This window comes from Quisquiliibacterium sp. (assembly GCF_982640115.1).
The window spans coordinates 1-18,765 of sequence record NZ_CEXFHW010000067.1; the positions used below are offsets into that span (position 1 = coordinate 1).

General features: G+C 71.6%; 18 protein-coding genes and 1 pseudogene. 11 read left to right on the forward strand and 8 right to left on the reverse strand.

Translation table 11 applies throughout. The features are described 5' to 3' along the window. Positions 1-101 (forward strand): annotated as a pseudogene (locus AC2H6A_RS09425) (sulfurtransferase); the annotation flags it as partial. Between the two features lie 64 nt (positions 102-165). Then, the gene (locus tag AC2H6A_RS09430) at positions 166-777 is read left to right on the forward strand and encodes a P-loop nucleotide/nucleoside kinase family protein (protein WP_484272910.1); all 612 of its coding nucleotides are present in this window, start codon (positions 166-168) and stop codon (positions 775-777) included. On the opposite strand, the gene AC2H6A_RS09435 is transcribed toward AC2H6A_RS09430, so the two are convergent. From AC2H6A_RS09435 to polA, 3 genes are read right to left on the reverse strand one after another with little or no spacing between them, the layout of a single operon-like run. Beyond that, positions 749-1,531, reverse strand: coding sequence for a ZIP family metal transporter (locus AC2H6A_RS09435; RefSeq protein ID WP_484272911.1), 783 nt, complete (start codon positions 1,529-1,531; stop codon positions 749-751). The two genes, AC2H6A_RS09430 and AC2H6A_RS09435, sit on opposite strands and share 29 nt — an antisense overlap. A gap of 20 nt (positions 1,532-1,551) precedes the next feature. Next, complete coding sequence (locus AC2H6A_RS09440; protein WP_484272912.1) at positions 1,552-2,439, reverse strand: dienelactone hydrolase family protein; 888 nt, start codon at positions 2,437-2,439, stop codon at positions 1,552-1,554. 27 nt (positions 2,440-2,466) lie between these two features. Beyond that, a complete protein-coding gene (polA, locus tag AC2H6A_RS09445) occupies positions 2,467-5,280 on the reverse strand; it encodes a DNA polymerase I (RefSeq protein ID WP_484272913.1) in 2,814 nt (937 codons plus the stop codon). Here polA and AC2H6A_RS09450 point away from each other — a divergent pair. From AC2H6A_RS09450 to AC2H6A_RS09460, 3 genes are all read left to right on the forward strand, one after another. Then, a complete protein-coding gene (locus AC2H6A_RS09450; protein WP_484272914.1) occupies positions 5,279-6,013 on the forward strand; it encodes an LOG family protein in 735 nt (244 codons plus the stop codon). The two genes, polA and AC2H6A_RS09450, sit on opposite strands and share 2 nt — an antisense overlap. A 158-nt stretch (positions 6,014-6,171) precedes the next feature. Next, positions 6,172-7,134, forward strand: a complete 963-nt coding sequence (locus tag AC2H6A_RS09455) for a homoserine kinase (protein ID WP_484272915.1) — start codon at positions 6,172-6,174, stop codon at positions 7,132-7,134. Then, on the forward strand, positions 7,134-7,919 hold the full coding sequence (locus AC2H6A_RS09460) for a BPSS1780 family membrane protein (protein ID WP_484272916.1): 786 nt from the start codon (positions 7,134-7,136) through the stop codon (positions 7,917-7,919). Before AC2H6A_RS09455 ends, AC2H6A_RS09460 begins: the two co-directional genes overlap by 1 nt. Positions 7,920-7,953: 34 nt before the next feature. Here AC2H6A_RS09460 and AC2H6A_RS09465 read toward each other — a convergent pair whose 3' ends face one another. Then, on the reverse strand, positions 7,954-10,308 hold the full coding sequence (locus tag AC2H6A_RS09465) for a UvrD-helicase domain-containing protein (protein WP_484272917.1): 2,355 nt from the start codon (positions 10,306-10,308) through the stop codon (positions 7,954-7,956). Positions 10,309-10,420: 112 nt separating this feature from the next. Here AC2H6A_RS09465 and AC2H6A_RS09470 point away from each other — a divergent pair, with 112 nt between their 5' ends. From AC2H6A_RS09470 to AC2H6A_RS09480, 3 genes are read left to right on the forward strand one after another with little or no spacing between them, the layout of a single operon-like run. Further along, positions 10,421-11,536 carry a phosphoserine transaminase gene (locus tag AC2H6A_RS09470; protein ID WP_484272918.1) on the forward strand — a complete coding sequence of 372 codons (1,116 nt, stop codon included), beginning with the start codon at positions 10,421-10,423 and terminating at the stop codon, positions 11,534-11,536. Further along, positions 11,533-12,141, forward strand: a complete 609-nt coding sequence (locus AC2H6A_RS09475; RefSeq protein ID WP_484272919.1) for a glutathione S-transferase family protein — start codon at positions 11,533-11,535, stop codon at positions 12,139-12,141. Before AC2H6A_RS09470 ends, AC2H6A_RS09475 begins: the two co-directional genes overlap by 4 nt. A 59-nt stretch (positions 12,142-12,200) precedes the next feature. Beyond that, positions 12,201-12,491: a putative quinol monooxygenase gene (locus tag AC2H6A_RS09480; RefSeq protein WP_484272920.1), complete on the forward strand. Its 291-nt coding sequence runs from the start codon at positions 12,201-12,203 to the stop codon at positions 12,489-12,491. Between the two features lie 15 nt (positions 12,492-12,506). Here AC2H6A_RS09480 and AC2H6A_RS09485 read toward each other — a convergent pair whose 3' ends face one another. Genes AC2H6A_RS09485 through AC2H6A_RS09495 form a run of 3 tightly spaced genes read right to left on the reverse strand, consistent with a single transcriptional unit; the run spans position 12,507 to position 15,408 of the window. Next, a complete protein-coding gene (locus AC2H6A_RS09485) occupies positions 12,507-12,971 on the reverse strand; it encodes a MaoC family dehydratase (RefSeq protein WP_484272921.1) in 465 nt (154 codons plus the stop codon). After that, a complete protein-coding gene (locus AC2H6A_RS09490; RefSeq protein WP_484272922.1) occupies positions 12,968-14,173 on the reverse strand; it encodes a CaiB/BaiF CoA transferase family protein in 1,206 nt (401 codons plus the stop codon). The genes AC2H6A_RS09485 and AC2H6A_RS09490 overlap by 4 nt, the downstream gene beginning before the upstream one ends. Positions 14,174-14,199: 26 nt before the next feature. Further along, positions 14,200-15,408, reverse strand: a complete 1,209-nt coding sequence (locus tag AC2H6A_RS09495) for a CaiB/BaiF CoA transferase family protein (RefSeq protein WP_484272923.1) — start codon at positions 15,406-15,408, stop codon at positions 14,200-14,202. Positions 15,409-15,596: 188 nt separating this feature from the next. Here AC2H6A_RS09495 and AC2H6A_RS09500 point away from each other — a divergent pair, with 188 nt between their 5' ends. Further along, complete coding sequence (locus tag AC2H6A_RS09500; RefSeq protein ID WP_484272924.1) at positions 15,597-16,613, forward strand: Bug family tripartite tricarboxylate transporter substrate binding protein; 1,017 nt, start codon at positions 15,597-15,599, stop codon at positions 16,611-16,613. Here AC2H6A_RS09500 and chrA read toward each other — a convergent pair. Beyond that, positions 16,600-18,012, reverse strand: a complete 1,413-nt coding sequence (gene chrA, locus AC2H6A_RS09505) for a chromate efflux transporter (RefSeq protein WP_484272925.1) — start codon at positions 18,010-18,012, stop codon at positions 16,600-16,602. The two genes, AC2H6A_RS09500 and chrA, sit on opposite strands and share 14 nt — an antisense overlap. A 105-nt stretch (positions 18,013-18,117) precedes the next feature. On the opposite strand from chrA, the gene AC2H6A_RS09510 reads away from it, so the two are divergent. Together AC2H6A_RS09510 and AC2H6A_RS09515 are read left to right on the forward strand one after the other, a co-directional pair. Next, positions 18,118-18,588 (forward strand): MaoC family dehydratase, encoded by a 471-nt coding sequence (locus AC2H6A_RS09510; RefSeq protein WP_484272926.1) that lies wholly within the window; start codon positions 18,118-18,120, stop codon positions 18,586-18,588. After that, positions 18,585-18,765, forward strand: a 181-nt coding sequence (locus tag AC2H6A_RS09515; protein ID WP_484272927.1) for a hypothetical protein, incomplete at its 3' end; no start/stop codon positions are given. The genes AC2H6A_RS09510 and AC2H6A_RS09515, both read left to right, overlap by 4 nt.

Genomic DNA, 18,765 nt, shown 5'->3' on the forward strand with positions numbered 1-18,765 from the left:
CAGCACTCGCCGGCCTGCCCGAGGGCGCGCTCTACCCGGGTTCCTGGAGCGAGTGGTGCGCCGATCCGGCCCGGCCGGTGGCCACCGGTCCCCATCCCTAAAGCGCGCGGTCATGGCGGCCACCCCGGGCTGGCCGCCTGGCGAGCGCGTGCCCACAAGGACGCCATGGCGCGACTGATCTTCTTCTGCGGCCACGCCGGCACCGGCAAGACCACGCTCGCCCGTCGCCTGGTCTCGCGCCTGCACGCAGCCACCGGCGAAAGCTGCTGTCTTCTGGACAAGGACACGCTCTACGGCGCCTTCTCGTCGCGGGTGATGGGCCTGCTCACCGGCGACCCCCATGACCGCGACAGCCCCACCTACCTCGAGAAGCTGCGCGATCTGGAATACACCGGCCTGATCGAGGTGGCGGCCGAGAACCTGGCCCTGGGCGTGAATGTGCTGGTGGTGGGACCGTTCTCGCGCGAGGTGCGCGCGCACCGGCTGCATGACGGCAGCGCCTTCCCGGTGCCCCCGGGCACGCGGGTGCGGGTGGCCTGGATCGACCTCGACGAGCAGGTGGCGCGCGAGCGCATCGTGCGCCGCGGCGATCCGCGCGATGCCTGGAAGCTGGCCCACTGGGACAGCTACCGCCAGCGCCGCTTCACGCCCGACCCGGCGGAGTACCCGGAACTGGTGCGCTTCGACAACACCGCGCCCGGCGAGCCGGAGATGGCCGCGCTGCTGGCGGCGCTGCTGGCCGACCCGCTCAGTGCACGTGCAGGCGATGGGTCATGAAGGCGATGATCAGGATGCCAACCGCCATCAGCATGAACTGCCGCAGCCAGCCGGCGCGCGCGCGGCGGCTCTCCCGGTGCAGGTCGGGCACGAGGTCGGCGAGCGCGATGTAGATGAAGCTGGCGGCCGCCAGCATCAGCACATGCGGCTTGAGGCTGTCGCCGGCGCTCAGCGCGAACCAGCCCACCAGACCCCCGGCCACCGCCGCCAGGCTGGCCAGGCCGTTGAACAGCAGGGCCCGGCCACGGCTGTAGCCGGCGTTCAGCAGCAGGATGAAATCGCCGATCTCCTGCGGCACCTCGTGGGCGGCGATGGCCACCGCGGTCAGCCAGCCCAGGCCGACATCGGTGGTGAAGGCCGCGGCGATCATCACGCCATCGGCGAAGTTGTGGATGGCATCCCCCACCAGGATCAGGGTGCCACCCGGCCCGGCCTCGTGGCGGTCGTGGCCGTGCTCATGCTCGTGGCCGTCGCCCTCGTAGTGGTGGCTGTGGCGCAGGATGGCCATCTTCTCGAGCAGGAAGAACCCCACCAGGCCGGCGAGCAGGGTGGCGCACAACGCATGGAGGTCGGCGCCGGATTCCATCGCCTCGGGCAGCAGGTGCAGCACGGCGGTGGCCAGCAGCAGCCCGGCCGACAGGCTGACCAGCCGGTGCACCACGCCCTTGAGCAGGGTGACCGAGACGAGCGCGGCGGCGAGCACGCTCAGCAGGCCGGTGGCCAGGGTGGCCAGAAGAACATGGACCAGGGTCATGGGCGGGAACGTGCAGGCGATCAGGCCGCGCCGAAGCGCCGCAGCCAGGCGAGACAGCGGTTCCAGGCGTCGGCGGCGGCGTCCTTGCGGTAGGTGGGCCGGTAGTCGGCGTGGAAGGCATGCGGCGCCTCGGGATAGACGACGATGTCGGAGGCCTGCGACGCACCGCGACCGAAGGACAGCCGGGTCTTCATCTCGTCGACGCTGCTGACCGCGATGCCCTCGTCGCGCCCCCCGTACAGACCCAGCACCGGCGCGCGCAGCTGCTCGGCGATGTCCATGGGATGGGCGGGCGTGAGCGGGTTGGTCTGGCCCGAGAGCCGGCCGTACCAGGCCACCCCCGCCTTCAGGGCCGGCTGGTGGGCGGCATACAGCCAGACGATGCGTCCGCCCCAGCAGAAGCCGGTGATACCGAGCCGGCCGCGCTGGCCGCCATTGCCGGCCGCCCAGGCCACGCAGGCATCGAGGTCGGACAGCACCTGGCTGTCGGGCACCCGCGAGATCACGCTGGCGAAGACCTCGGCGACGGTCTCGTGAATGCGCGGATCGCCCTGGCGGAAGAAGAGCTCGGGGGCGATCGCCTGCCAGCCGGCGCGGGCAAAGCGCCGGCAGACATCGCGGATGTGCTCGTGCACGCCGAAGGCTTCATGCACCACCAGCACCGTGGCCAGCCCGCGGGCACCGGCCGGCTGGGCGCGCCAGGCCGGCATCAGGCGGCCGTCGGCGGTGGTGATCAGCACCTCCTCGGAGACCAGGCCGGCGTCATCGGTGACGATGGTCTGGGCGCGCAGCGCGCCGACCGGCGCCACCGAGGCGGCGAAGCCCCCGGCGAGGGAGGCCGCGACGAAGCCGCGACGGCCGAGCGGCTCACGGCCGACCAGGCTGTGGATGTCTTCGGAAGCGATCATGGCGGGCTGTCTCCTTGGCGCGGCCCGTCAGTGGGCCTGTTCCCAGTTGGGGCCGGCGCCGACCTCGACCTCGAGGGGCACCTTCAGGCTGGCCACGCCGATCATCAGGGCGCGCACCCGCTCGCGCACCTCGGGCAGCGCGGCCTCGGGCACCTCGAGCACCAGTTCGTCGTGGACCTGCAGCACCAGCCGCGCCGGCGCGGATTCAGCCTCGATCCAGTCGTGCACGGCGATCATGGCAAGCTTGATCAGGTCGGCGGCGGTGCCCTGCATGGGCGCGTTGATGGCGGCCCGTTCGGCCGCCTGGCGGCGCGGGCCGTTGGGGCTGTTGATCTCGGGCAGCCACAGCCGGCGGCCGAACACGGTCTCGACATGGCCCTGCTCGTGGGCCAGCCGACGGGTGTCGTCCATGTAGCTGCGCACACCGGGGTAGCGGGCGAAGTAGCGCTCGATGTACTGGCGGGCGGCGGCGCGCTCGATGCCCAGGTTGGAAGCCAGACCGAACTCGCCCATCCCGTAGATGAGGCCGAAGTTGATCACCTTGGCATAGCGGCGCTGCTCGGCGCTCACCTCCTCGGGGCTCACCGAGAAGATCTCGGCGGCGGTGGCCCGGTGCACATCGAGCCCCTGCGCGAAGGCCGCGAGCAGACCTTCGTCGCCGGAGAGGTGGGCCATGATGCGCAGCTCGATCTGCGAGTAGTCGGCCGACACCAGGCAGTGACCCGGCGGCGCGATGAAGGCCTCGCGGATGCGCCGGCCCTCGGCGGTGCGCACCGGGATGTTCTGCAGGTTGGGTTCGCTGGAGGCGAGCCGGCCGGTGACCGCCACCGCCTGCGAGAACTGGGTGTGCACCCGGCCGGTGGCCGGGTTGATCATGCGGGGCAGCTTGTCGGTGTAGGTGCTCTTGAGCTTGGCCAGGCCCCGCCACTCGAGGATGAGCCGCGGCAGGGGATAGTCCTCGGCCAGGCGGGTGAGCACATCCTCGTCGGTGGAGGGCGCGCCGCTGGCGGTCTTCTTGAGCACCGGCAGGCCCTGGCGCTCGAAGAGGATCTCGCCGAGCTGCTTGGGCGAGCCGAGGTTGAAGGGCTGGCCGGCGGCCTGGTGCACCTGCCCCTCGAGCGCCAGGAGCTTGCGGCCGAGCTCCTCGGACTGCGCGGTGAGCAGCGCCGCGTCGATCAGCACCCCGGCGCGCTCCATGCGCTGGAGCACCCGCATCGCCGGCATCTCGAGGCTCTGGTACACGCGGCCGAGGCCGGCATCGGCGAGCAGCTGCGGATGCAGCACGCGGTGCAGGTGCAGGGTGACCTCGGCATCTTCGGCGGCGTAGCGGGCAGCGGTCTCCAGGGTCACCTGGCTGAAGGGGATGCGCGCGGCGCCCTTGCCGGTGACCTCGTCGTAGGTGATGGTGCGGCGGTTGAGATGGCGCGCGGCGAGCGAGTCCATGTCATGGCTGCGGTGCGCCTCGAGCACATACGACTGCAGCAGCGTGTCGTGGGCCATGCCGGCCAGGCGGATGCCATGGTTCTCGAGGACGTGGGCGTCGTACTTGAGGTTCTGGCCGACCTTGGCCGCGGCCGGGTCTTCCAGCCAGGGGCGCAGGCGCGCCAGCACCTCATCGAGCGGCAACTGCGCCGGCGCACCGGCGTAGTCGTGGGCCAGCGGGATGTAGCAGCCGGTGCCCGGCTCCACCGACAGCGACAGGCCCACCAGGCGTGCGGCCATGGGATCGAGCGAGGTGGTCTCGGTGTCGAACGCGGTGAGCGGCGCGGCGCGGATGCGGCCGATCCAGACCTGCAGCGCGGCCTCGGTGGTCACCAGCTCGTGCACCGGCTCGGGCAGCGGCGGCAGGGCGGCGCTGCCCGCCGTCGGATCGGCCTCGCCCGGCGCGGCAGCGAAGGCGGCCGCCGGGCGGCCATCGCGCGCTGGGCCCGCGACCGCGCCGACGCCCGCGGCGCCATCGAGCTCGCGCAGCCAGGTGCGAAAGCCGCAGCGGGAGAAGAGCTCGCGCAGGGCCTGCGGGTCTTCGTCGCGCAGCGCGAGCGGCGCCTCGAAACCCTCGAGGTGACCGGAAAGATCGCAGTCGGTGAGCACCGTGACCAGCCGGCGCGCGGTGGGCAGCCAGTCGAGGGCATCGCGCAGGTTCTGGCCGACCACCCCGCCGATCTCGGCGGCATGGGCGATCACGCCGTCGAGCGAGCCGTACTGCAGCAGCCACTTCACCGCGGTCTTGGGGCCGACCTTCGGCACGCCGGGCACATTGTCGACCGCATCGCCGACCAGCGAGAGCCAGTCGATGATCTGCGTGGGCGGCACGCCGAACTTGGCCAGCACGCCGTCGGGGTCGAGCCGCTCGGGCGGGCCGCCCTGGGCGGTCATGGTGTTGACCAGCACCGTGCGCTCGTCGACCAGCTGGGCGAGGTCCTTGTCGCCGGTGGCCACCAGCGTGTTCATGCGCCGCTCGGACGCGCGACGGGCCAGCGTGCCGATGACATCATCGGCCTCGACACCCGGCGGGGCCAGCAGCGGCCAGCCCAGCGCGCGCACCAGCTCGTGGATGACCGGGATCTGGCGGGCGAGGTCGGGGGGCATCGAGGCCCGGTTGGCCTTGTACTGGGGGTACCAGTCGTCGCGGAAGGTCTTGCCGGGGGCATCGAAGACGACGGCCCCGAGCGAGGCGGCGCCACCGAGTTTGCCGTCACTGCGCAGACGCCTTAGCATCCCCACGATGCCGTAGACCGCCCCGGTGGGCTCGCCCGACGGACTGCGCATGTCGGGCAGGGCATGGAAGGCCCGATACAGGAAACTCGATCCGTCGACCAGCAGGAGCGTCTGTTCAGTCATGTCCACCGGCAAGCACGTCCCGCAGTTGCGCTCGATTCCGAGCCCCGAGCGTTCGACCTCGCTGAAGGCGCGAGAGTCCTGGCACATCCTGGGAATTATCTCAGAGTTCGTCGAGGCCACTGAGCGCCTGGCCGAGATCCGGCCTGCGGTGTCGATCTTCGGCAGCGCCCGCGTGCGCCCCGGGCATCGCTGGTACGAGACCACGGTCACCCTGTCGAGACTGCTGTCGGATGCCGGCTTCACGGTGATCTCGGGCGGCGGGCCCGGCATCATGGAGGCCGCCAACCGCGGCGCCTTCGAGGGGCCATCGCCCTCGGTCGGGCTGAACATCGAACTGCCCAACGAGCAGACCGGCAATCCCTACCAGAACATCTCGCTGCGCTTTCGCCACTTCTTCGCGCGCAAGGTGGCCTTCGCCAAGTACGCCTCGGCCTTCGTCGCTGTGCCCGGCGGCTTCGGCACCCTCGACGAACTCGCCGAGGTGCTCACCCTCGTGCAGACCCGTGTCGGCCGGCACATTCCCATCATCCTGGTCGACTCGGCCTTCTGGCAGGGGCTGCTGCACTGGATGCGCGAGTCGTTGCTGGCCAACGGCCTGATCGGCGAGGAAGACCTTGCGCTGATGAAGGTCGTCGACTCCCCCGCCGAGGTGGTCGACGCGATCTTCGACTTCTACCAGTCGCGCGGCTTCAGCCCCACGCCGCGAGAACGCGAGCTGATGTTCTCGCTGTAGCCGACCGCGCCCCCCGCGAGCCGCGGCGGCGCTCGCCGCCGGCTGCCCGCTTCTCTGCTATGCTCGCCGCGCCTTGCGCGCCGGCATGCTGCCGCGTGCGTCAGGCACCCGACCTCGCCGGCGCGCCCGCCGGCCAACCCGCCCCACCCTGCCGTCCCATGGCCGTCTTCACGCCGGTAAACCGCCCCGAGCTCGCGCAGTGGCTCGCCGGCTTCGACCTCGGTCAGCTCATCAGCCATGAAGGCATCGCCTCGGGCATCGAGAACAGCAACTTCTTCGTCGACACCGAGGGCGGGCGCTTCGTGCTCACCCTCTTCGAGCGCCTGTCGCACGCGCAGCTGCCCTTCTACCTGGGCCTGATGCGCCACCTGGCGGCGCGCGGCATTCCCTGCCCCGATCCGATGCCCGACCGTCAGGGCGCACTGCTCGGCACGCTCGCCGGCAAGCCCGCGGCGCTGGTCAGCCGGCTGAGCGGCCGGGCGCTGGTGGCGCCCGATGCCGGCCACTGCGCGCAGATCGGCACGGTGCTGGCGCGCATGCACCTGGCTGCCCGCGACTACGCCGGCGATCTGCCCAACCTGCGCGGCCTGCCCTGGTGGCTGGAGACCGCGCCCCGCGTGGCGCCCTTCCTCAACGATGCGGCCCGCGCCCTGCTCGCTGACGAGATGGCCGGGCAGCAGCGCTTCGCCGACACCGCCGTCTGCCGCGGTCTGCCGCGCAGCGCCGTGCACGCCGATCTGTTCCGCGACAACGCGCTCTTCGACGGCGACACCCTGGGCGGGGTGATCGATTTCTACTTCGCCGGGTGCGACACCTGGCTGTTCGACCTCGCGGTCACCTGCAACGACTGGTGCGTCGATGACGCCACCGGCCACTTCGACCCACCCCGCCTGTCCGCCCTGCTCGCAGCCTACCGTGCCGTGCGCGAGCCGCTGCCGGCCGAACACGAGGCCTGGCCGCTGATGCTGCGGGCCGCCGCGCTGCGCTTCTGGCTGTCGCGCCTGTTCGACCTGCACCTGCCCCGACCGGCGGAGATGGTCACCCCCAAGGATCCCGGTCACTTCGAACGGATCCTGCTGGCCCGGCGCGACAGCCCGGGCGCGCTGACCGGAGACGACTGATGCAGGTCCAGACGCTGCCCGCGGCCACTGGCCGGACCTGGGTGCTGGATGGCTTCCGGCTGCTGCGCCGGGCCCCCATGGCGCTGCTCGCGCTGTGCTTCCTCTACCTGCTGGTGCTGATGCTGGCCACGCTGGTGCCGCTGATCGGCCCCTTCGCCCCGATGCTGCTCACGCCGGTGCTCTCGGTGGGCGTGATGCACGCGGCGCGGGCCGCCGCCGGCGCCGGCCCCGCGGGCAGCGGCGAGCACCCGGTGCCGCAGATGCTCTTCGCCGCGCTGCGCGAACCGGTGCGACCGCGCTGGCGCGGACTGCTGGTGCTGGGCGTGATCAACGCCGTCAGCACCCTGGTGGCGCTGGCGCTGGCCTCGCTCGCCGACGACGGCACGCTGCTGCGCATCGCCACCGGCCAGGCCAGCAGTGAAGACCCCTCGCTGCAGGAGAGCTCCTTGCTGTGGGCCTCGGTGCTCTTCCTGCTGGCCTACACGCCGGTGCAGATGGGCCTGTGGTTCGCGCCGCTCTTCTGCGCCTGGCACGGCCTGCCGCCGCTCAAGGCGATGTTCTTCAGCATGGCCGCGGTGATGCGCAACCGCTGGGCCTTCCTGCAGTACGCAGCCGCCTGGTTCGGCGTGGCGCTGCTCGCCTCGCTGGGCATCCAGATGCTCAAGCTGGTGCTGGGCGGCTCGCCGCTGCTGATGTCGCTGGTGCTCTCGCCCACCTCACTGGTGGTGCTCACCGCGCTCTACTGCTCGTTCTGGGCCACCTGGCGCGACGTGGTCCGCGACTGAGCGCGGGCGGCGAGCGCCGGGAGGCCCGCCGCCCCTAGATCGGCGTCAGCCTGGCCACCGCCAGCGCCAGCCACTTCACGCCCTCGGGGCCGAAGTTGATCTGTGCCCGGGCATCATCGCCACGGCCCTCGAGGTTGACGATCACGCCTTCGCCGAAGCGCGCATGCGCCACCGACTGGCCCACCCGCCACGCGATGCCGCGGTCGAGCGCGTGCGCCGCGCGCTGCGAGGCGGCATCGGGCCGGCCGGTGTCGGTCAGGCGCAGCGCCGCCGCCGACAGCACCGGCGCCGCGCGGCGCGGCGTGCCCTCCCAGGCGCCCCCCCAGCCCTCCTGCCAGGAGGCCTGCCGCGGCGACTGCCGGGGCGTGAGCCACTTCAGGCTGGCCTCGGGCAGCTCCTCGAGGAAGCGCGAGCGCAGGTTGGAGCGGGTCTGGCCGTGCAGCATGCGGGTCTGGGCCAGCGACAGGTACAGCCGCTTGCGCGCGCGGGTGATGGCCACATACATGAGCCGGCGCTCCTCCTCGAGGCCGTCGGGCTCGCTGGCGGCGTTCTCGTGGGGGAAGAGGCCCTCTTCCAGGCCGGTGATGAAGACCGCGTCGAACTCCAGGCCCTTGGCCGAGTGCACGGTCATGAGCTGGACGGCATCGGTGCCCTCGGCCGCCTGGTTCTCGCCAGCCTCGAGCGAGGCATGGGCAAGAAAGCCCGCCAGCGGGGTGAGGGCGACCGCGCCGGGCGCGGCCGGGCCGAGCACCGACACCGTCGGATCGGCCGCCGACCCGCCGGCGGCGCCGGCATCGTCGGGGGCGGCTGCGCGGGCCGCGCCAAGGTCGGCAGGCACATCCTGACCCAGACCTTCCTCGGCCAGGAAGGCCGAGGCGGCAGCGACCAGCTCACGCAGGTTCTCGAGGCGCTCGGCGCCTTCCTTCTCGGCCTGATAGTGCGCGACCAGGCCGCTGCGCTCAACCACATGGCTCACCGCCTCGGGCAGCGGCAGCGCCCGGATCTCGCTGGCCAGCGTGTCGATCAGGCGGGTGAAGGCCGAGAGCCGGGCCCCGGCCGCGCCGGGCAGGCCGGCCACCGCGCGGTACAGGCTGGTGCCGCCGGCGCGGGCGGCATCCTGCAGCTGCTCCACGGAGCGCGCGCCGATGCCGCGCGCCGGCAGATTGACCACCCGCAGGAAGGCGCCGTCATCATCGGGGTTGGCCACCAGGCGCAGGTAGGCCAGGGCGTGCTTGACCTCGGCCCGCTCGAAGAAGCGCAGCCCGCCATAGACCCGGTAGGGCACACCGGCCGAGAAGAGCGCGTGCTCGATGACGCGAGACTGCGCGTTGGATCGGTACAGCACCGCGACATCGGCCCGTGACCAGCCCTCGGCCACCAGGCTGCGCAGCTCCTCGAGCAGCCACTGCGCCTCGTGACCATCGGAGAAGGCCTCGTGCACGCGCACCGGTTCGCCCTCGCCGGCCTCGGTCCAGAGTTCCTTGCCGAGACGGCGCGCGTTGTGGCGGATGAGGGCGTTGGCGCAGTCGAGGATGTGGCCGTGCGAGCGGTAGTTCTGCTCGAGCTTGATCAGGTTGGCGACCCGGAACTCGCGCTCGAAGGCGCTCATGTTCCCGACATTGGCGCCGCGAAAGGCGTAGATGCTCTGGTCGTCGTCGCCGACCGCGAACACCGAGGCGCCGCCGCCGGCGAGCAGCTTGAGCCAGCGGTACTGCAGGGTGTTGGTGTCCTGGAACTCGTCGACCAGGATGTGCGCGAAGCGGCGCTGGTAGTGCTCGCGCAGCAGCTCGTGACGGCAGAGCAGCTCGTAGCTGCGCAGCAGCAGCTCGGCGAAGTCGACCACGCCCTCGCGCTGGCACTGCTCGTCGTAGGCGGCGTAGAGCTCGGCGCAGCGCCGCGAGTGCTCGTCGGAGACATCGAGCGCGCCGGCGCGCAGGCCCTCCTCCTTGGCGTGATTGATGAAGCTGGCCAGGTTGCGCGGCGGGAACTTCTCGTCGTCGACATTGAGGGACTTGAGCAGCCGCTTGATGGCGGCGAGCTGGTCGGCCGAGTCGAGGATCTGGAAGGTCTGGGGCAGGCCGGCGTCGCGGTGGTGCGCGCGCAGCAGCCGGTTGCACAGGCCGTGGAAGGTGCCCACCCACATGCCCCGCGTGGCCACCGGCAGCATGGCCGAGAGCCGGGTGAGCATCTCGCGCGCGGCCTTGTTGGTGAAGGTGACCGCGAGCACGCCCAGGGGGCTGACCTGGCCGGTCTGGATCAGCCAGGCCATGCGGGTGGTGAGCACCCGGGTCTTGCCGCTGCCCGCGCCGGCCAGGATCAGCGCATGCTGGGCAGGCAGCGTGACCGCGGCGAGCTGGGGGGGATTGAGGTGGGCGAGCAGCGAGGACATGGCGGATGGATACTGGAATTCTACACAGCGCCGAACTGCGGGATAATCAGCGGTTGCCCGGGCGGTCCGGCTGCCCGGGTCGACCATCCTTCGTCCGCACCGAAAGTCCGTCTTGAAACCCGCCCTCAAACCCGCCAGCCCCCATTTCTCGTCGGGCCCCTGCGCCAAGCGCCCCGGCTACAGCCTGTCGGCGCTGCCCACCGACGCACTCGGCCGCTCGCACCGCTCGGCCCTGGGCAAGTCCCGACTTGCCCGCAGCATCACCGAGACCCGGCGCCTCCTCGGCATTCCCGAGGGCTACCGGGTGGGCATCGTGCCCGCCTCCGACACCGGCGCCTTCGAGATGGCGATGTGGTCGATGCTCGGCGCGCGTCCGGTGGACATCTTCACCTGGGAGTCCTTCGGCGAGGGCTGGGCCACCGACATCGTCAAGCAGCTCAAGCTCGCCGACGCCCGCCTGTTCAACGCGCCCTACGGCCAGCTGCCGGATCTCGGCCAGTCCAACCCCGATCACGACATCGTGTTCACCTGGAACGGCACCACCAGCGGCGTACGCGTGCCCGACGGCAGCTGGATCAGCCCCACCCGCGGCGGCCTCACCCTGTGCGACGCCACCAGCGCGGTGTTCGCCATGGACATCCCCTGGGAGCGCATCGATGTCTGCACCTTCTCGTGGCAGAAGGCGCTCGGCGGCGAGGCCGCCCACGGCATGCTGGTGCTGTCGCCGCGCGCGGTGGAGCGCCTCGAGACCTACAAGCCGCCGTGGCCGCTGCCCAAGATCTTCCGCATGACCAAGGGCGGCAAGCTGCTCGAGGAGATCTTCGAGGGCGCCACCATCAACACCCCTTCCATGCTGGCCAATGAAGACTACCTCGATGCGCTCGCCTGGGCCGATGGCATCGGCGGGCTGCCCGAGCTCATCCGCCGCTCGCAGGCCAATCTCGCGCTGTTCGAGGACTTCGTCGCCCGCCACGACTGGATCCGCTTCCTGGCCGAAGCGCCCGCCACCCGCTCGTGCACCAGCGTGTGCCTGTCGCTGGACCTCAGCGCCGACCAGGTCAAGAAGCTGGTGAAGCTGCTCGAGACCGAGGGCGTGGCGCTCGACTGCGGCTCCTACAAGGACGCGCCGGCCGGGCTGCGCTTCTGGTGCGGCGCCACCGTGCAGGCCGACGACATCCGGTTGATGCTGCCCTGGCTCGAGTGGGCCTACCACCAGGTGAAGGCATGAAGCTCCACGACCTCAAGGCCGGCACCAACCCGCGCCGCCTGCGCATCTTCCTGGCCGAGAAGGGCATCAGCCTGCCCACGGTGCAGGTCGACATGAACACCGGCGAGAACCGTCAGCCGGCCTACCTCGCGCTCAACCCGCTGGGCACCATGCCCACGCTCGAGCTCGACGACGGCACCGTGCTCACCGAGTCGATCGCCATCTGCCGCTACTTCGAGGAGCTGCAGCCCGACCCGCCGCTGTTCGGCACCAGCGCACTCGAGCGGGCGCAGGTCGAGATGTGGAACCGCCGCCTCGAACTCGAACTGCAGACGCCCATCCAGCACGCCTTCGTGCACCTGTCGCCGTTCTGGCAGGGCCGCCGGCCGCAGGTGGCCGCCTACGGCGAGGTGGCGCGGGCGCGCGCCCTCGAGGTCATGCGCCTGCTCGATGCCGAGATCGGCTCGCGGCCGTTCTTCGTCGGGCCGCGCTACACCGTGGCCGACATCACCGCGCAGTGCGCGTTGCTGCTCGGCAAGCACACCGGCACCGTCATCCCGCCGGAATTCACCCATCTCGGCCGCTGGTTCGCCGAGGTCTCGGCGCGCCCCTCGGCGCGCGCCTGATCACGCCCACCCGTCACCCACAACCACAACGCCCCCTCAGCGGGGCCCACGGAGACACCATGACCCACAGCATCGTCGCCACCATCAAGGTCAAACAGGGCCACGAGGCCGACTTCGAGGCAGTCGCCCTCAAGCTCGTGGCCGCGGTCAACGCCAACGAGCCGGGCTGCCTGCTCTACACGCTCAGCAAGGGCGATGACCCGCTCACCTATGTCTTCATGGAGCGCTACAAGGACGACGATGCGCTCAAGAACCACCGTGGCACCGACCACTTCCGCTCGCTCGGCCGCGAGATGGGCGCCTTCATGGACGGCCCGCCCTCGGTGCTGCGCATGCGCGAGCTCGGCTGAACCGAGACCCCGCCGTCAGGCCGCCGGCCGGCGGCGGATCATCCGCAGTGCGGTGTACACCTGCACGGTCTGACCGTGCTGGTTGATGACCTCGTTGCGGGTACGGCACAGGCCCCGATCGGGCTTGCCGGTGGCCCGCAGTTCCTCCACCTGGCTGCGCACCTGCAGGGTGTCGCCCACGAACACCGGCGCCTTCACATCCACCTCCGAGCGCAGGAAGGCCATGCCGTGGATGCGCACCGCGCCCAGGGTGAGCGCTTCGGCAAACGAGAAGACCAGCGCGCCGGGCACGAAACGGCCTTCGATCGCCGAGCCGCTGCGATCGGCAAGGTTGGTGAAGAGCTCCTCGGTGAGCCAGGTGAGGTTCAGCCAGGCCACCAGGTCGGGCTCGGTGATGGTGCGCGAGCGGGTCAGCCAGTGGCTGCCGGGCTGAAGGTCTTCCCACCAGACATCGGGCAGGGTGGGAACGGGCTGGGTCATCGGTCTTCTCCGGTGGGAACGGCCAGGGGTGGCGCCTCGGCGGCGGCGCCCGCGGCCATCAGCGCATCGATCGCGTCATCGGTCATCCCGGTCTCGCGCAGCAGCGCCCGGGTGTGCTCGCCCAGGCGCGGCGGCGGCCGCATCGCCGCGGTGCGGCCATCGATCCGGATGCCGTTGCCGGCCAGACGCATTGCCGAACGGCCATCGCCGGCCGGCAGCTCCCGGAAGAAGCCGGTGGCGAGCAGGTGGGGATCGCTGAACAGGCCCTCGAGGGTATTGACCGGGCCATGCGGGATATCCAGACGGGTGAGGGTCTCGGTCCACTGCGCGGTGGTGCGCTCGGCCACGAAGCCGGCCGCCAGGGCGTAGAGCACCTCGATGTTCTCGGTGCGGGCGCGCATGTCGGCGAAGCGCGGATCGGTGGCGAGTTCGGGTCGGCCCACCTCACCGAAGAAGCGCGCCCAGTGGGCGTCGGTGTAGGGCATCAGGCAGAGATGACCGTCGCGGGTGCGCCAGGGCCGGCGCGAGGGCGCGAGCACCCGCGCGTAGCCGGCGGGCCCGCTCGGCGGGGTGAACGCCTGGCCGCCGAGGTGCTCGATCAGCGTGAAGCCGGTCATGGCCTCGAACATCGACACCTCAACCTGCGAGCCGGTGCCGTCGCGGGCGCGGGCGATCAGCGCGGCCATGATCGCGTGCACGGCCATCAGCGCGCAGGTCTTGTCGGCGGCCACCGTGGGCAGGAAGCGCGGCTCGCCGGTCTGCCGGCGCATCAGGTCGGCCAGGCCGCACAGGCCCTGCACGATGTCGTCATAGGCCGGCCGGCCGGCGTAGGGCCCGGCCTCCGAGAAGCCGTTGAGGCTGGCGTAGATCAGGCGCGGATTGGCGGCACGCACCGCCGACGGGTCAAGCCCGATGGCGGCGAGCTTCTGCGGCCGGATGTTGTGCATCAGGACATCGGCGCCGGCCACCAGACGGGCGAGCGCGGCGCGGCCCTCGGGGTGCTTCAGGTTGAGCACCACGCTGCGCTTGTTGCGGTTGACCGGGATGAAGCCCGCGGCCATGCCGGGGCTGCGGGCCTCGCCGGTGCGTCGCGGCGAGTCGCCCTGAACGGTTTCGACCTTGATCACATCGGCGCCGTAGTCGCCCAGGAACTGGCTGGCATACGGCCCGAAGAGCACGGTGGTGAGGTCGATCACCCTCACCCCGTGCAGCGGCGGCAGCGGCGGGTTCAGAGCAGCACTCCCGCAGCACGCAGCGCGTCGATCTCGGCGCGGCTGTAGCCGGCCTGGGCGAGCACCTCGTCGCCGTGCTGGCCCAGGCGCGGCGCCGGACCGGGCGCGCGCTTGGTCACCCCCTCGATCTCGAAGGGGCTGTTGACGGTGAGCCCCGAGCCGTCGGCGAAGGGCAGCACGACGCCGGCGGCACGCATCTGCTCGTCGTCGGCCATGTCGTAGATGCTGCCCACAATGCCGAAGGTGATGCCGCCGGCATCGAAGCGCGCCCGCCAGTCGGCGAGATCACGCTGCAGGAAGCGGGCATCGAGCAGCGCCAGCAGCGCGCGGTGGTTGGCGCTGCGCGCCTCGACGGTGGCAAAGCGCGGATCGCTCGGCAGCTCCGGGCACTCGAGCGCCTCGCACAGGGGCTGGAACTGGCGCGCCGGGTTGAGCAGGGTGAGGTTCAGCCAGCGGCCGTCGCGGCAGCGGTAAAGGTTGGTGAGGGGATTGGGCGCCTGCTCGCGCGGCAGCCGCGGCGGCATGGTCAGGCCATCGAGCGCGGCCTGGGCCATGACCCCGTTGGCCCACACCCCGTTGGCCAGCAGCGAGGAGGTGACCAGCCCGCCGCGGCCGGTGCGCTCGCGTCTCAGCAGCGCGGTGACGATCGCCGCGTAGAGGGCCACGCCGCTGGGATGGTCGCCCATGCCGCTCACCGAGCGCGCCGGGGGCGCATCATGCTCGGCCTTGACCAGGTCCATCAGGCCCGAGCGGGCCCAGTAGGCGGTGGAATCGAAACCGGTCTTGCCGGCCTCGGGCCCGGTCTCGCCGTAGGCGGTGAAAGAGCCGTAGATCAGCCGCGGATTGAGCGGCGCCAGCGCGGCGTAGTCCACCTTCAGGCGCTCGCGGGCAGGCAGCGGCAGGTTGGTCACGAACACATCGGCATCGCGCACCAGCCGGTGCAGCACCGCGAGGCCCTGCGGCTGGCGCAGGTCGAGTGCCACGCCACGCTTGCCGCGGGCATCGAGCTCCCAGGGGAAGTTGTGCTCGGTGGGCGGCATGCCCGGCGAGCGGTAGAACTCGCGGTAGGGATCGCCCTCGGGGGGCTCGATCTTGATCACCTCGGCGCCGAGGTCGCCAAGGATGGTGGCGGCGGCCGGCGCGGCAATGAAGCTGGCGCAGTCGATCACCTTCAGGCCGTCGAACGGCAGCGTTTCCGAAGCCATCTCTGCTCTCCTGGTGGGCCGGCGTGCCCTCGGCTGCCGACGGTGGCGCAGGGTAGCCCATCGGTCGCGCAGCCCGCCGCGCGCACGGGCGTTCATGGAACCGTTCCGCAGACGGCGGAATCGGCGCGACGGTGCCCTGGCGCGGCGCCTAGAATCGATCGCACCCCCTCCCCCGCCGCGAGCCCGCCATGCCCAGCCTCCCGCACACCACCCCGTCGCTTCGCGGCCGCCGCCTGCTGCCGCGGATCGCGCTGCTCGTGGCCGCATTCGCCTGCGCCGGCGCGCAGGCCCAGACCCCGGCCTGGCCGAGCAAGCCCATCCGCATCATCACCGGCTTTCCGGCGGGCAGCGCCACCGACGCCATCTCGCGAACCCTGGCCGAGCACCTGCGCGCCAAGCTGGGCCAGCCGGTGATCGTCGAGAACCGGGCCGGCGCCAACGGCGCGCTCGGCGTGGCGGAGGTGGCGCGGGCCCCGGCCGACGGCCACACCATCCTGGCCACCCACTCCAGCAGCATCACCGTCAACCCGCAGGTGTACCGCAAGCTCGGCTATGTGCCCGAGCGCGACTTCATCCCGCTCACCATGGTGGTGTCGGCGCCTTTCATCCTGGTGGTCAATCCCGCGGCCGAGCGCACCGCCGGCGTGAACAGCGTGGCCGACCTCATGGCCCTGGCGCGCAGCAAACCCGGCCAGATCACCTACGGCTCGGGCGGGCCCGGCAACCTCGCGCATCTCGGCTTCGAGATGATCAACAACCGGGCCAATGTGAAGACCACCCATGTGCCGTACAAGAGCGGGGTGAATGCCCAGCTCGGGGTGCTCGGCAAGGAGATCGACACCATGCTCGACACCCCGGTGACCCTGCCCAACCTGAAGGCCGGCAAGCTCAAGGCGCTGGCCGTGACCACCGCCAACCGCTGGCGCGATCTGCCCGAGGTGCCCACCATGATCGAGGCCGGCTATCCCGGCTTCGATGTGTCGTTCTGGCTGGGGCTGCTGGTGCCGGCGCAGACCCCGCCGGCGGTGGTGCAGGCGCTCTACGCGGCGCTGCGCACGGCCCGCGACGATCCGAACATCCTGCGCCAGCTGCAGACCCAGGGCCAGGTGGAGCTCACCGACCCGCAGGCCTTCGCCGCGCGCATCCGGGCCGAGACCGCAGCCTGGGGCGAGGTGATCCGGCGCGAGAACATCACCCTCGACTGAGCGTCAGCACCAGCCCGGCCAGCGCGCTCAGGCCGATCACCGGGATCACCCCGAGCCGGCCGCTGAACAGCGCCACCGCCGCCGCCAGCGCCAGGCCCAGCGCGGCCGCATCGGGCCCGGCCGCCAGGCCCTGCGGCAGGAGCACCTGCCGACCGAAGACCAGCGCCAGGCTCAGGATCACCCCGACCACCGCCGCGCTGATCGCGGTGAGCGGGCCGCCCAGGGCGACGTGGCCGCGGGTGGACTCCACCAGCGGGCCGCCGGCCAGGATGAACAGGAACGAGGGCAGGAAGGTGAACCAGGTCACCAGCACGGCCGCGATCACGCCGGCGGTCAGCGCCTGACCGGGACCCAGCAGCGCGGCAAGATCGGGACTGTTCCAGCCGCCCACGAAGCCCACGAAGGCCGCCACCATGATCAGCGGCCCGGGCGTGGTCTCGCCCAGCGCGAGCCCGTCGATCATCTGCGTGGCGCTCAGCCAGCCGTGGTGCAGCACCGCGCCCTGATGCACATAGGGCAGCACCGCATAGGCACCGCCAAACGTGAGCAGCGCGGCCTTGGTGAAGAACCAGCCCATCTGCGGGAGCGTGCCCTGTGCGCCCTGCAACGCCAGCAGCGCGGCCATGGGCAGCAGCCAGAGCAGGGCGCCCGCGCCGAGCACGGTGGCCAGCCGGGCGCGGCTGAATCGGGCATGGGCCGGCGTGGGCGTGTGGTCATCGATCAGCGCCGGCAGGCCGCTGCCGGCCGCCACGCCGTGCCCCCCGCCCGACGCGAAGGCCGCGGGCACGATCCGCGCGCCGAGCAGGCCGGCCAGCGCCGCACCGACCACCACCAGCGGAAACGGCAGATGCAGCAGGGCCACCGCCGCGAACGCGGCCACCGCGATCAGCCACAGCACGGGATGGCGCAGGGTGCGCTTGCCGAGCCGCCACGCAGCCTGCGCGACCACGGCGATGACCGCAGGCTTGATGCCGAAGAAAAGACCGGCCACCAGCGGATGCTGGCCCAGCGCCATGTACAGCCAGGACAGGCCGATCAGGACGAGCAGCGAAGGCAGCACGAACAGGCCGCCAGCCACCAGCGCACCGCGGGTACGGTGCATCAGCCAGCCGAGGTAGGTGGCGAGCTGCTGGGCTTCGGGACCGGGCAGGACCATGCAGTAGTTGAGCGCGTGCAGGAAGCGCTTCTCGCTGATCCATCGCCGCCGCTCGACGAGCTCGCGGTGCATGATCGCGATCTGCCCCGCCGGGCCGCCAAAGCTGATGAAGCCCAGCATGAGCCAGAAGCGCAGGGCCTCGCGCAGCCCGACCGGCGCGGGCGCCGAGGGCGGCGGCACTGCAGCGGCCCGCCCGGCAGCGTCGGCCGCGGCGGTGGTGGGCGATGATGACGGCAGGGACATCGCCTGACCCTATCATGCGAGGCCGGCTTGCCCCGCGCCTCGGTCGCACCCACACTGCCAGCCTCGCATCCGCCCACTTCACGCCAAGCCCGCGCCAACCCCGCCATGAACCGCAACCCCAGCCCGCCCGTGCGCCACTTCGAGGACTACCCGGAAGGCGCCGTCTTCGAGCTCGGCAGCATCCAGGTCGAACCCGACGAGCTGCTCTCCTTTGCGCGCCGCTTCGACCCGCAACCCTTCCACACCGATGCCCGCGCCGCGGCCGAATCGCCCTACGGCGGGCTGATCGCCAGTGGCTGGCACACGGCCAGCCTGATGATGCGGCTGCTGGCCACGAAGTTCCTGTCGCCGGCCTCCAGCCTGGGATCGCCCGGCATCGACGAGCTGCGCTGGCTGGCCCCGGTGCGCCCCGGTGACGAACTCTGGGTGCGCGTCACCATCCTCTCGGCGCGGCGCTCGGCCTCGAATCCGGAGCGGGGCGTGGCGATCTCGCTGATCGAGACCCGCAACCAGGAAGGCACGCTGGTGCTGTCGATGAAGGCGGTCAACCTGCTGCGCTGCCGCGCCCGGGCATGAGCGCCGAGCGGCCTGCCGGCCTGATCGCCCGCGCGCTGGCCCGTCTTGCCGGCGCCGCCGCCTCGGCATCGGCCACGCGCGCGGGCCCGCCGCTGCCAGCCACGCCTGCCGAGCTGATGGCCGAGATGCAGTCGATCAAGACCCGGCTCGGCGCCGGCGAGGCGGCCGCCGTGGTCG